Here is a 13,501-nt window from a genome sequence, read left to right on the forward strand (position 1 = left end):
CATTTTCCCCCTAACTCACTTGGTCCGCCGCCGGGCAGCAGACACCGCCACCGCCGCCACCATCAACGCAAGACACGCCGCGGTGACGGTGAAGACGATCCTGCGCGCCCGCACATTACCCGCATCAGGTTGCGGCGGGCCGCTGATCGGTGAAGCGGCGGTGACGTCGCGCTCGGCGGGCTCGGGCGGGAGCTGATAGGTCAGTGCGGCGACGGGGTCCACGACTCCATAACCCGTGGCCTGGTTGGGTCCATTCCCCGGCGTGCGGGCTGTCCGCTCGACCAGATCCATCACCTCACCGGCGGTCAGGCCGGGGTAGCGCGAGCGGATCAACGCCACCACACCAGAGACGAACGGTGCCGCGAAGCTCGTGCCGTTCAACGGTGCCAGGCCCTGCTGGCCCAACTGGGCGTTGCTCAGGCCGGGCCCGCCGGCATCCAGCGAGGTGACCCGCTCGCCGGGGGCGGCCACCGCCAACCACGGCCCATGCAGGCTGAAGTCGGCCGGGGTGGCCGACGTGGTCACGGCGCCGACGGCCAGCACATAGTCGGAGAACCAGGCCGGACTGGCAATGGTGCTGACACTGTGCCATCCGGTGTGCAACGGCTGGTTCGGATCGTTCATGTTGTTCTGCGAGTTGCACATGCTCTGGGAGTTGAAATTTCCGGCCGCAGCCACCACCACCACATTGCGTTCATAGGCGTAGCGCACGGCCACGCCGAGCTCCCGATCATCCATGCCGGCCGCGACCGGAGCGCAGGCCACCTCCGACAGGTTGATCACCGTGGCACCGAGGTCCACCGCCCGGACGATCGCAAGTGCCAGCGTGTGCGTGTTCCCGTAGCCCACCGATGTCGCGTTGGGGTCGTCGTTCTGGGTGCTGCTGGTGCCCGCGACACTGTAGGCACCACTGTTCTGCCGGATCGACAGGATCGCCGCCTCGGGCGCGACCCCGGCGAAGCTGTCGCCCTCGGCCGGCGCCGCCCCGATGATGCCGGCAACCAGGGTGCCGTGGGCATCGCAATCGACGAGTCCGTCGCTGTTCGACACATAGTCGCCACCCGCTTCCAGCGCGGGAAGGCGCGGATGACGGTTGACGCCGGTGTCGATCACCGCCACCTTCTGCCCGGCGCCGCGCGAAAAGCGCCAGGCCTTGCGGTACTCGAGCATGGCTTCCGCGCTGGTCTGCTTGGTGAAGTCGGTGCCGGGGAGTACGCCGGTGGGGACGCCGCAGATCGACTTCTGTTCGGTGGGCTCTGCCGGTGCGACGGGGCCGCTCGGCGGCGGTCCGGGTTCGACGACCGGGGGTGTGACCGCACCGGCCGGTGGCGCACCGAAGCCCGACAGCACCACCGTGAGCACGACGGTCGCCACCGCCGCGCACCGCCGGGCGCTCATTAGCCGCCCAGCCGTTCGTACAGTCCGAGCGGCCACAGTGCCAGCGGGATCACCGCGGCCACGGCCACATATTCGAGATAGGGCGCAACGGTTCGGATTCGGCGAACGTACGGGGCCGCGACACCGCCAACGGCCAGCGCCGCGAGCAGGCAGACACCGGTCAGTTGCAACGGCCACGCCCCGGCCTGGGCTTGCACGCAGACCACCAGCGCGAGCGCACAGCCGGGCACGGCAAGCGCCGCCCGCTCCGGCCAGGTCTCCGCTCTCCGGCTGAGCAAGGCCGGCACCGCAGCGCAGACCACGGCGAAAGCGAATGCCGCCCAACCCGTGTCGACCCGCATCAGCACGGTGGAGCCGATCAGCGCGGTGGTTGCCGCACCGGCCAGCAGGCCGGAGCGGGTCAACACCGCTGAATGCACCCGATCCCACACCTGTTCCGCGCTGGGCATCGGAGTGCCCGTCGGCGGGGTCTGCCCCGCCGACGTCGCGAACGGGTCCTCGGTGTGCGATGTGGCGGCCGACGGCACCGGGTATCGGCCCAGCCGTGCCGTGAGCACCGGCACCGCCAGGCACCCGAACACCGCGATCACTGCGGTCAGGGTGGCCACCACTGTCACCGGTGCGCCCAACGCCCGGGCAGCGAACGCCGCGACACCGAAACTCAGCAACACGGCCGCGGCGATGTAGGTCCAGTGCCCGGCAGAAATCAGCCGGTAACAGAACACCTTGAGCCCCAACAATATTGCGCAACCAACAGCCAGCCCGACCGCACCCCGCGGGGCGGCCACCACCCAGACTGCCGCGGTGCCGATCGCGATCACCGACGGCCCCACCGCTGCAGCGATGTCGGGGCGGCCCAGCACCCGGCGCACGAGCGCCGCGCCGGCCACCAGAGCCACCAGCATCAGCGCAGCGGCCACCATGATCACCGTCCGGTGGGCCGCCAGGGTGGGCGCCAGCAGCAGCCCGACCCATACCGCCGAGCACAACCACAGCCCGGCGAACGCCGTCATCCGCGCGGCGGTGGCGTCCCATGCCGCATACGAAGCGCGATTCAGCCGAGCCGCGGCGTCCACAACATCGTCGTACAGTGCGGGCGGGGACAGTGCCTGCCGAGCCGAAAGTCGCAACAGTTCGCCGTTTTTCACCCCGGCCTGGCGCAAGCTCCGGTCGGGCTCGAGCGCACCTGCGCCGGCCTGGCCTTCACGACTGAGCACCCAGAACGTCCGCCGCTCGTCGCGATCGGCCAAGTCGTCACTGCGTTCTTCGTCCCGCGACTTGATCAACCGGGCCAGCTCAGGAAGAAAAGCCGCCACCGAAACGTCGGCAGGCAGCGCGACGTCGAGCTGGGTCCGCCCGCCGACCACGGACACCCGGATCGCCTCGGGTGCCGCGGACACCACGTGCACCGCGCGAAGCTCCTCGATCCCGGTCACAGGTCGGGCATCCTCGACAGCTGCACCACGCCGCTACGGTTGGTCCGGGAGACCAGCATGCCGCGGCCGGGAGGCATCGGGCCGGCCTTGTACCCGCCGAACAGTCCGCCCTCGTCTCTACTTCCGCTCATCACCAAACCGTTGCAGGACAGGTCTTTCAGACGTCCGACGATCGGATCCATCATCGCCCGCCCGGCGCCGCCACTGCGGCGCGTGACCACGACGCGCAGCCCGATGTCGCGGGCCTGCGGCAGGTATTCGACCAGCGGTCCCAGCGGATGGCTCAGCGAGCCACCTGGGATCAGGTCGTAATCGTCGATCATCACGAACAGGTCCGGGCCCGACCACCAGGACCGTTCCTTGAGCTGCTGCTGGGTGATGTCGTCGGGCGGCAGCCGATCCTTGAGCGCACCGGCCAGCGCCGTCATCAGGTCCGTGCACGACTGCGGCGCCGTGGCATAGCCGCCGAGGTACTCGTCGGGGACGACACCCAGCATCGAGCGACGGAAGTCGACCAGAATGATCTTGGCCTCGACCGGAGTGGCGTTCTCCATCACGCCGGCGGCGATGTTGCGCAGCAGGCCGGTCTTTCCGCATTCGGTATCGGCGAACGCCACCAGGTGTGGTTGCGCATCGAAATCCAGCACCACCGGGGCGAGTTCTTCCTCGTTGATGCCGATCGCGATGCGGGCCTTGCCGAGTTGTCCGGCCTCGCGGGCGACCCGTACGACATCCTCGCGATTCACGTCGTGCGGCAGCATCCGCACCCTCGGCGCCTCGCGGTCCTGATAGTGGGCACGCACCGCCTCGACGGCCTCGGCCACCCCGGCAGGCAGATCCTCCACCCCGGAACTGGAGTCCAGCCGCGGCAGCCCGATCAGGATGTGCAGACGCTCGGAGTTGATACCGCGCCCGGGACGTCCGATCGGAACAAGTTCGGCCGAGCGGCGGGCCACCTCGCTGTCGATCGGATCGCCGAGGCGCAGCTCGACACGGGTGCCGAGCATGTCTTTGACCGCAGGCCGGATCTCCATCCAGCGCGAGGCGGTGATCGCCAGGTGTACGCCGTAGGACAAGCCCTGGATGGCCAGTGACTGGATCACCGGGTCGAGCTGCTCGAAATCGCTCCTGATGGACGCCCACCCGTCGATGACCAGCACCACGTCGCCGAATTTGTCCTGGCTCACCTCGCCTTTGGCCTTGCGCTGGCGGAAGTCGCGCATGGATTCGATGCCGAGTTCGCGGAACAGCTGCTCACGGCTGCGCAACACCCCGGCCACCTCGGCCACGGTGCGGCGGATGGCGTCGGCGTCCATCCGGCCCGCCACTCCACCGACATGGGGCAACTTCGCCAGGCTGGTCAGCGTGCCGCCGCCGAAGTCCAGGCAGTAGAACTGAAGCTGCTCGGGAGTGTGGGTGGCGGCCGCGGACATGATGAGCGTGCGCAGCGTGGTGGACTTGCCCGACTGCGGACCGCCGACCACCGCGACGTTGCCCTGCGCGCCGGACAAGTCGACCATGAGCACGTCGCGACGCTGATCGTAGGGCCGGTCCACGACACCCATGGGCATCCACAGCCGACCGTTGAGATTCTGCGGTGCCGACCAATCCGATTCGGGCAGGAGCTCGTTGACCGCGGGGCTGTCATCCAGCGGCGGCAGCCACACCTCGTGGGCGGGCCTGCCGTGGCCGCGCAACCGGCTGACCACCATGTCGAGCAGCGTGGTCTTCACAGGTCCAGACGGGCCGGCGACAATCCCGTTCGGCTCGGCCTCGGGCATCTCGTGCGGCAGCGGCACCCGCTCGGGGACCGGATCCTTCTTGACCGGTGTGGCGGTGAACAACTTGGGCGCCAGCGCCCCCAACTGGGTCACCCGCCCGGTGCGTGCCGAGATCCGTGGTTTGACGTAGTCACCGGAGACATAGCAGGCATTGAACCGGATCGGTTCGGAGGCATCGCATTTCAGAAAGGCCGAACCCGGCACACTGGGCAGGTGATAGGCGTCGGGCACGCCCAGGACGCTGCGCGACTCACCCGCGGAGAACGTCTTGAGGCCGATCCGGTAGGACAGGTGCGAGTCGAGGCCACGCAGCTTGCCCTCCTCCAACCGCTGCGAGGCCAACAGCAGGTGCATGTGCAGCGAGCGGCCCAACCGGCCGATCATCACGAACAGCTCGGCGAAGTCCGGTTTCTGCGAAAGCAATTCGGAGAACTCGTCGACCACGACGAACAGCGCGGGCAGCGGCTCGAGGTCGGCCCCGGCTGCGCGGGCCCGTTCGTATTCGGTGACGTTCGGGAAGTTTCCGGAGGCGCGCAGCAACTCCTGGCGGCGGTTCATCTCACCGGCCAGCGCGTCGCGCATGCGGTCCACCATGGTCAGCTCGTCTTCGAGGTTGGTGATGATGGCCGCGATGTGGGCGATCCCGTCGAGGCCGAGGAACGTCGCCCCGCCCTTGAAGTCGACCAGTACCAGGTTGAGCTGCTCAGGTGAGTGCGACGTGATCATGGACAACACCAGGGTGCGCAGGAACTCCGACTTGCCCGAGCCGGTGGCCCCGATGCACAGCCCGTGCGGGCCCATGCCGCCTTCGGCAGCCTCCTTGATGTCGAGTTCGATGGGCTGACCGTTGGGAGTGATGCCGATCGGCACCCGCAGCCGCTCGCGCGGAGACCGCTGCCGCCACACCTGTTCAGGCACGATGCCGGCCGCATCGGGAATCTTCAACAGCGCCATCAGTCCTGGATCGACTGCCCGCGAATCGGCTTCCAGGCTGACGATGTGCGCGGCGTTCGCCGGACGGTAGCGGCCGATCCGCCGAGCGGTGGTCTCGGCCTCGGGGATCGTGATCGTGTCCGGGGTGGCGAACCGCTCCACCCCCACCGCGGTACGGGCGGCCACGTCGTCACCGTCGAGGACCAGCTGCAGGCTGCGCCGAGCCGAGGCCCCGGCGCGCAGGCCGTTGAGGTCCAGCAGCGTCACACTGTCCAGGCCCGCATCGGTGATGAGCTGCTCATCTCCGGTGACGAATCCGTCGTCCAGTACGACGACAAGTTGCTTGAGGCCCTGCGTCGGCTGCGCGTTGCGGGTGAACCGGCCGCGCTCGGCCAGCTCCGCAGACATCGCGGTCTCCATCAACTCCAGGGTGGGGAACAGCAGCCGCATCGACCCCATGCCGTCGCGGGTCGAGGCATGCTGTGCGTGTGGCAGCCATTTGACCCAGCTCCAGTTCTCACCGTCGGGATTGGCCGTGACGACTGCCACCTGGACATGGTCGGGACCGTGAAAGGTACACAGTTCCAACACCATCGAGCGCACCAGCTGCTGAGCCAGCTTGCGCTCCCCTTCGAAGGTGATGGTGGGAAACGCCCGCAGGGACACCGCCGTCGGCAACGCATGTACCACCGAATGGGTCTTGACGAACCGGCGCAGCGCCACCGTGGACACCGGCTCCAGGTCCTCGGGCGGGCCGGTCTCGGGCGCCATCAACCGCGTCGCCAGCCGGTGGGTCCCGATACCGACCCGGATGTGGCAGTAGTCGGCGTCGCTGGGCCGCCGCTCCCACATGCGCCGGGTGCCCACGACGTCGCCGAGTGCCCGCGGATCGGGATGGCTCCATTCCAGCGCCGTGCGTTGTTCGGCACCCGTGGTGTCGGCTTCCTCGCGAAGGTTCGCCAGATAGCTGAAGTAGTCCTTGCGTTCTTCGTTGAGCTCGGCGGCGGCTTTGCCATTGCGGTTTCCGCCGCCCATGAACATGCCGACCATCGACATGATCATCATCATCGGAAAGAGCAGGAACATCGGGTTTCTGGCCATGTCCCGGCCGCCGACCGTGACCATCAGCGCGATCATGCCGATCACCGCGACCACCATCACGAACGGCATCAGGCGCATCATCAGATTGCCCGGGATGGCCCGCGGCACCTCGGGCGGTGGAGCCAGGTTGACCTCGCCGCCGGGCATCCGCGGCGGCGCCACCCGTAGGCGGCGGACAAACCCCTGGGTACTCAACCTTCCCTCCCCGAAGCTGCTGGCACCGGATGCTGGGTATTGTTCGTGTCGAGCAATCCCATTGCGCAGGAGGCCGACTGGATTGTGACCCTACTTGAGTCAGAGCTCGAACCCGAAGCTGAACCCGAACTCAGCCGACTGACCCTGGTCGTCGGCGAATTGAACATCGACGTCGGGTTGCCCGCACACGTCAGCATCGCCCAGTACATTCCCGATGTCATCGATATCGCGAATGAACAGATCACCACGCAGGACGCGATCGTCGAGTTCGACGCAGCCGACGGGCGATGGACACTGGCCCCGCTCGGCGGAACTCCGATCGCCCCGCACCTGTCCCTCGCCGAAGCAGGGGTCTGCGACGGCGACCTGTTGATGATCTGCTCGGTCGGCCAGCCGGTCAGCCCCCTGCTGTTCGACGACGTCGACGACACCCGCGGCGCAGATGAGGGCCCCGGCACCGTCCGGAGTTGGCTGACCGGCAACGCGCATGCACTGGCCGGTTTCGGTGTCACCGCAGCCGCCGCCGTCACGCTCGCCGGTGTGTTGCCCCGTTGGGCCGCCCAGCCGGCGGTGCCCGCGGCGGTGCTGGCCCTCGGTGCGATGGGGCTGCTGCTGGCCTGCCTGGTGGCGCACCGACCGGCGGCGGCAGCGGCTACGGGCTGGATCACCGCGGTGTCGACACCGCTGTTGTTCACGGGCTCGCTGTACCTGGTGCCCGGCGGTTCCGGTGTGACATCGCTGCCGATGGCCTTCGCCCTGACTGCGTTCGGCGCGCTGCTGGTGCTCCTCATCTCGGGCAGCGGATCGGCGGTGTACACCGCGATCATCGCGACGTGCGTTTTCGGCGGCGTCAGTTCGACGGCAATGTTGCTGTGGCAGCCGCCTATTCGGACGGTCGGGGCTTTGCTCGCGACCGCGGCCGTTATCGTCGTCTATCTCGCCCCCCGGGTGACCATCGGGCTGTCGAAACTCCCGATACCCCGGGTGCCGACGGCAGGTGAACCGCTCGACGACATCGAGACCCAGGGTGGCCCCACGGTCGAGGGCGTCAACGCGATCGGCAAGCAGATCATCCCCACCGAGGAGAATCTGATCAGCCGGGTGCGGCGGGCCAATCAGCACCTCACCGGGATTCTTGTCGCGGCGGCCCTGGCAGCCCCGGTCGGCTGTTACCTGGCGGTGGACGTCACCAACGGGTTCTATTGGCAAGGAACAGTTTTCGCGCTCATGGTGGCGACGGTGCTGTGCCTGCGCGGTCGTGGCCACCACGACCTGGTGCAGTCGGCCACACTCATCGGCAGCGGGCTGATCATCGCGGTGGCCGTGATCCTCAAGACCGCGCTGTACGTCGAGGGGTGGCAGGTCCGCGCCGTGGTGGTGCTGCTCGCCCTGATGGTGCTGGTCCTGGCCTGCGGGCTGGTGGCACCGCTGCGCGAGTTCTCCCCGGTGGCACGGCGGCAGGTCGAGATACTCGAATACATCGCCGTGGGTTCGCTGTTCCCGCTGTGCTTCTGGATCATCCGGGTGTACGCGTTTTTCCGGGAGATGCGCCTGTGACTAAGGCTTGCCCGTCGACACCTTGCTGCTGTCCGGGTCGGCAGCCATGCCGTCGTGGGCGACCAGGGCCGCTTCCTGGGACAGCTCCGGTCCGGCCGGCAACAGCGACAGCACCGGCCACGGCGCCCACTGCGGGGCGTTGGCCGGGCCGTCGGGCACCTTGACCCCGCTGACCCCGAGCACGTCGGCCGTCGGCAGATCCTTGATGTGGTAACGCACTCCGGTGTCGGACACGTAAAACAGCTGCCCCGTCGAGCGGCTGTCCGGATCACCGCCGGTGGCCTGCACGTATTCCCCGGCACCGGGCGTCAGGTACACCGAATCGGCACCTGACCCGCTGCCGTCGGCGCTGGCCAGCCGGACCATCTGCGCGCCCTCGGCGGTCGGCAACCGGTGTCCGACCAACAGTCGCACGTTCGCGCGGGCGTCGGTGTTGGACCGCTGCCAGCCCATACACACCACTCGATCAGGGTCGGGCGGCACGATCCTCGGTGATTTCAGCGGGTAATGGTCGACCGCCAGCCGATGCACGGTCGGCACTTCCGCCAGCGTCGCCGGGGGGATCTCGGCAGCCTGCCCGGTGGCCACCTCGCCGGATGCGCCGTAGCGGATCACGTCGGCGGCGGCCTGCGACACCGGCTGCAGACCTTCGCGCAGCACAACATAGAGCTGTTCGCCGCGCGAGTCCACGGACTTGACGATGGCGCCCACCGGGTGGTCGGGCCCGAGCGGTCCCGGCTCCCCCGAGCCCTGGACGGCCACCGGCGTGATCGGGGCGACCAGCGGGAAGGTGTTGAGCACGGACAACGACATCGGCCGGGTGGCCGCGCCCTGCAGGTGAAGCCCGTTGACCAGCACCGGATCTGACACATCGATCGGCGCCCGCACACCGCGGTAGATCAGGTAGGTGGTGCCGCCGGATTCGGTGAGGATCGCCTCGGCCGGGTCGGCCGGGCGGATGCCGCCGTCGAGCACCGGGTCGTTGGCCAGCACCGTGGTCTGCAGGCTGGGCATGCCGGTGGTTTCGGTGACGGCCGGCATCAACAGGTTGTCGCAGACCGTCCACGAGGACATCGCCAGGTCGTCACCGCGGTCGATGCTGGCCGGCGCGCCGACGATGCCGACCATGGGCCCGCGCGGCACGACGTCGAGGAATTTGTCGTCGACCTGCTTGGGGCTGTCGTTCCTACCGATGATCAGCCGCGCCGAAGCCAGATTCAGCACCGGGTGGATCTGGTCACCGATCCGTACGAACGGCGCACCGCTGGACTTGCTCAGCACGATCTGCGCGTCGCCGATATTGGGTGCGGGCTTGAAGAACGCCATCACCGCCGACGCCCCGGTGATCAGGACAGCGATCACCACCCCCACGATCAGGGCACGCATCTGACCGCGCATCGGATCGTGGATCATCCGCGAGTCGCCCCGGATGAGCGCGTGCTCAAGGCGGCGGATCAGGAAACGGTAGCCGTTCACCTGTGCGCGAGTGGTAACTTGCGCTGGCATGCGTAGTGTTTAGCACGTCCGCACCACCTCGACACGACGTCCGAGCGCCTATTTGAAAAGCGATGCGTCCATTGACTTTCGCAGCAAAGCTGACCACCGCCGGCGATACCGGGCCGCAGCGGCTCGTCCCGTTGGTCGACCTGGTCGCCCTGCAAATTGTCGTCGCCGTCGGCATCGTCGTCGCCCAGCTACTGCACCGGCCCGGCTGGCAGGGTGCGGCGGCGGGCTTGGTGGTGGGGTTGCTGCTGGTAGCTCCGGTCGTCTCGGGCACGACTGCGCCGCGGTCGCTCGCACTACGCGCGAGGTTTGTCCGCAACAGGCGACGTCGCACGGGTAAGGGCGGGCCGAGCTCGCTGCCCGCCGAGCCGTTCGACGTACCGACCCCCGACGGTCTGCAGGTCGGATTCCGTTGGAACGGGACAACTTTGCTGTCCTTGCTGAAGATCGACGAAAACCCCAGGGCGCTGACCGTTTTGGAGCCAGGGGTCACGGTGTCGGGTGAGATGGTTCCCGTCCAGGCCCTGCTGGACTGCCTGCGACAGTTCGACATCACGCTCGAGTCCATCGACATCATCAGTCAGGGCGCCCGCTCGGCCGGCCACACCGACGTCGCCGCCGTCTACGACTCAGTGCTGGGACCGTTGCCCGCGATCGCCCAGCGCACGGTGTGGATTGCCGTGCGGTTCAATCCGTCACGCTGCGCCGAGGCGGTCCGCCGCCGCGGCGGGGACCGCGACGGCATCCTGCGCGCGGCCACCACCGCCACCCGCCGCGTCGCCAACCGGCTCGCCGAGGCGGGCCTTCAGCCTCAGTTCCTGTCTGCGAGCGGCATCGCGGCGGCCACCAATGAGCTCAGCGACGGCGTCAATCTCGGCACCGTCGAAGAAACCTGGGAGGACTGCCGCGAAGGCCACTTCCGGTTGTCCAGCTTCGCCGTGGAGCCGGACATGCTGACCACGGCGGGCCTCGGACTGCTGTGGACGGTGCCCAGCTACTCCACCACGGTGTGCCTGTCGCTGCGCGAGGACCCGAATCACGGCAGCCAAGAAGATGTGGTCCAGGTTCGCGGTCTGGTCCGCTTCGACAGCGATGTGCGCGTCCCCACCCAGCTGCGCGGTCTCATTCCGCTTCACGGTCAGCAGTTTTCCGCGCTCGCTGCGACACTTCCGATCCCGACGGTCCCCGGGAGCGGCCATATCGAGCACTGGGCGTCGGGCCTTCGCGGCGATGCGTTGAGTGATCTGGCGCTGCCCGCCTCGGGCTGCGGCCAGGTGATCGGCGCCGACGAGCAGGGACGGGCCGTCGCCCTCCCGGTGTTCGGCCCCCAGATCCGCCGGGTGGAGATCGTGGGCACGCTGCATCTGGCCCAGCAGGTGGTGCTGCGCGCACTGGCCCTGGGCGCCCGGGTGCTCGTGCACAGCCGCCGTCCGGCGTTCTGGCGCGACATGGTCGAGGTGGTCGGGCGCCATGACCTGCTCTGGGTTGCCGACTTCAACCGGCGCGCGATCCAGGCCGGCGCGGAGCGCAATTACACCGTCGAGATGTTCGACGGGGTTCCCGAGCAATCCGTCCGGATCGGGGTGACCAGCATGGTGCTCGCCCCACCGAACAGCCGGCCATCGGAGCAGGCCGACGTGGTCCTGGACCTGATCTCACTGGAACACGACACCGTCAAGGTGAGCACCCAGGCCGGCTCGGCGGTGGTCACGATGGTCGCCACCGACGATGAGATGCGTTATCTGCGAGCATCCGCGAACAGCACTGACTGACGTGAAGGAGTGATCGTGGCCAATCCGCTTCACCGCAACCTGTCGATCGCGGTGGTCGTGCTGGGGCTGGTGGCCTATGGCGTGAGTTTCGGCCCGGCCGCCGATGGCGGCGGCAATGACTGGCACGTCAGGTTCGCCGTGCTGGCCGGTTTGGCCGCGGCAATCGGCCTGCTACCCAAGCAGTCTGCCCGCCTCTGGCTCCCCGCCCTTCTGGCCGGTGCGGGTTTCCTCGATGCCCTGTCGAGTGCCCTGGCCTCCTCCCCAGAAGCCTCTGGATGGGTTCTGACCACGATCGCGGTGCTCAACGGACTGCAGACCGCGGCGGCCGTCGCGGCGCTGTGGCTGGCACCGGAAGCGCCGGCTGCGGCCACCGTCGCCGGCGGCTACGAGGCCTACCTCGACTATTACAACCAGGCGGTGCAGCAGTACTACCAGCAGAGCGCGGTGACCCAACCCGATTCGTCGCAACGCTCCGCATACGGTCAGGCTTATGCCCAGGCCTACGCACAATCCCAAGCCACCCACCAAGCACCCCAGTACGGCGATTACGCCGATCTGCTTTCGCCGCAACAGGATTACGGCCGTTCCACCGACTCCCCGCCCGCTCATTCCGACGGCTTGGCGGCCCCGCCCGGGCGGGCGGGCGCCGGCCCGGCCACTACCCGCGCGGCCGAGTCAGGCGATGTAGCAGCCACGCCGCAGGCACCGTGGCCACCAACGTCACGATGAACAACACGGTGGCCGAACCGGTGTAGACGTTCCAGCCCAATACGAACTCCATGACCAGGTCCATGGCGACCACATGCAGCAGGAAGATCTCATAGGAGATCTCCCCCAGCCACACCATTAGTCGACTGCCCATGAGCCGGGCGTAGAGGCCGTCCCCACCCAAAGCCAGCGGGGCCACCACCAGAGTCGCGATGACCGCATAGAACAGGGTCTTCGCCAGGTCCGCGGACAGGTCGAGGACCGGCGAAGTGACCAGGCCCGCGATCGGCGTGGAGACCACCAGATAGCAGGCCAGCGCCAGCGGTAGCGCCGCCAGCGCATAGACCCGCATCCCCATCGCCCCCAGCACTGCCAGCGTCATCCCTCCGACGAACCAGATCAGGTAGTGCGGTAGCCAGGTGCCGCCGCCCACCGGCATCCATTCGGCGGTGTGCAGCAGCACCAGCCACAACGGGCTCACCACGGCCAGGGCCGCCAGACCGGCCAGCAACGGTATGGGCCGAAAACGCCTGCGGCACAACACCACCAACAGCAGATATGCCAGCAGCGGCAGCACAGCGTAGAAGGCGACCTCCACCGCCAGGCTCCACATTTGGCTCAGCCCTTGGTGCAGGTAGTCCGTGAAGTAGTTGTCGCTGTAGATCTGGGTGAGGGTGAGGTTGCGGAGCAGGCCGGTCCACGTGTGCCCGGGATTGGGTTGCACTGGCCGCAGCTCATAGATGCCGTAGACGATCAGGACGGTGACGACATAGGCGGGCGTGATGCGGCGGAACCGGTTTCGCGCATAGCGCGAGGTGCTCGGCGCGTCGACTCCTGTGGCAGCGGCCCGCACCCACGGGCGAAACAGCAGCAGCCCGGAGAGCACGAAGAAGATCGCCACCCCCACTTCGAGGCGGGCGCTCATCAGACCCAGATAGCCCTGGGAAAGCAGGCCGGTGCCATAGGCGGCGTGCGTCCCCATCACGGTCATCGCGGCCACGGCGCGCACCCCGGTCAGCGAGGCGACGCGATCAGGGTGGGCAATCTGCTCGAGCCCACCCTGATCGTCGTCGTCCCGTGAGGTCATTTGGCCATTCTGCTGCGCGCACGACCGCTG

At 68.1% G+C, this 13,501-nt stretch carries 8 protein-coding genes; 3 read left to right on the top strand and 5 right to left on the bottom strand.

What is annotated here, in order from left to right; genetic code table 11:
- Positions 1 to 15: 15 nt before the first annotated feature.
- The 3 genes from mycP to eccCa are packed head-to-tail and all read right to left on the bottom strand — an operon-like array spanning position 16 to position 6,844.
- On the bottom strand, positions 16 to 1,398 hold the full coding sequence (mycP, locus tag BKG60_RS00985; RefSeq protein WP_075909004.1) for a type VII secretion-associated serine protease mycosin: 1,383 nt from the start codon (positions 1,396 to 1,398) through the stop codon (positions 16 to 18).
- Positions 1,398 to 2,834, bottom strand: a complete 1,437-nt coding sequence (gene eccD / locus BKG60_RS00990) for a type VII secretion integral membrane protein EccD (protein WP_083650182.1) — start codon at positions 2,832 to 2,834, stop codon at positions 1,398 to 1,400. The genes mycP and eccD (BKG60_RS00990) overlap by 1 nt, the downstream gene beginning before the upstream one ends.
- On the bottom strand, positions 2,831 to 6,844 hold the full coding sequence (gene eccCa / locus BKG60_RS00995) for a type VII secretion protein EccCa (protein WP_075909005.1): 4,014 nt from the start codon (positions 6,842 to 6,844) through the stop codon (positions 2,831 to 2,833). Before eccCa ends, eccD (BKG60_RS00990) begins: the two co-directional genes overlap by 4 nt.
- A 45-nt stretch (positions 6,845 to 6,889) precedes the next feature.
- On the opposite strand from eccCa, the gene eccD (BKG60_RS01000) reads away from it, so the two are divergent.
- Positions 6,890 to 8,401, top strand: coding sequence for a type VII secretion integral membrane protein EccD (gene eccD, locus BKG60_RS01000; protein WP_239252103.1), 1,512 nt, complete (start codon positions 6,890 to 6,892; stop codon positions 8,399 to 8,401).
- On the opposite strand, the gene eccB is transcribed toward eccD (BKG60_RS01000), so the two are convergent.
- Positions 8,402 to 9,907 (bottom strand): type VII secretion protein EccB, encoded by a 1,506-nt coding sequence (gene eccB / locus BKG60_RS01005; RefSeq protein ID WP_075909006.1) that lies wholly within the window; start codon positions 9,905 to 9,907, stop codon positions 8,402 to 8,404.
- 62 nt (positions 9,908 to 9,969) lie between these two features.
- On the opposite strand from eccB, the gene eccE reads away from it, so the two are divergent.
- A complete protein-coding gene (eccE, locus tag BKG60_RS01010) occupies positions 9,970 to 11,676 on the top strand; it encodes a type VII secretion protein EccE (RefSeq protein ID WP_075909007.1) in 1,707 nt (568 codons plus the stop codon).
- A gap of 15 nt (positions 11,677 to 11,691) precedes the next feature.
- Positions 11,692 to 12,405, top strand: coding sequence for a DUF5336 domain-containing protein (locus BKG60_RS01015; protein WP_131823359.1), 714 nt, complete (start codon positions 11,692 to 11,694; stop codon positions 12,403 to 12,405).
- Here BKG60_RS01015 and BKG60_RS01020 read toward each other — a convergent pair.
- The gene (locus tag BKG60_RS01020; RefSeq protein WP_070943778.1) at positions 12,335 to 13,471 is read right to left on the bottom strand and encodes an acyltransferase family protein; all 1,137 of its coding nucleotides are present in this window, start codon (positions 13,469 to 13,471) and stop codon (positions 12,335 to 12,337) included. The genes BKG60_RS01015 and BKG60_RS01020 overlap by 71 nt on opposite strands.
- Positions 13,472 to 13,501 lie beyond the last annotated feature (30 nt).

The organism is Mycobacterium syngnathidarum (assembly GCF_001942625.1).
Classification (GTDB): Bacteria; Actinomycetota; Actinomycetes; order Mycobacteriales; family Mycobacteriaceae; genus Mycobacterium; species Mycobacterium syngnathidarum.

What these genes read in the sequence shown, in the direction of transcription:
- mycP (WP_075909004.1), bottom strand. Translation starts at nt 1,398, where the DNA reads ATGAGCGCCCGGCGGTGCGCGGCGGTGGCGACCGTCGTGCTCACGGTG.
- eccB (WP_075909006.1), bottom strand. Translation starts at nt 9,907, where the DNA reads ATGCCAGCGCAAGTTACCACTCGCGCACAGGTGAACGGCTACCGTTTC.
- eccE (WP_075909007.1), top strand. Translation starts at nt 9,970, where the DNA reads ATGCGTCCATTGACTTTCGCAGCAAAGCTGACCACCGCCGGCGATACC.
- BKG60_RS01020 (WP_070943778.1), bottom strand. Translation starts at nt 13,471, where the DNA reads ATGACCTCACGGGACGACGACGATCAGGGTGGGCTCGAGCAGATTGCC.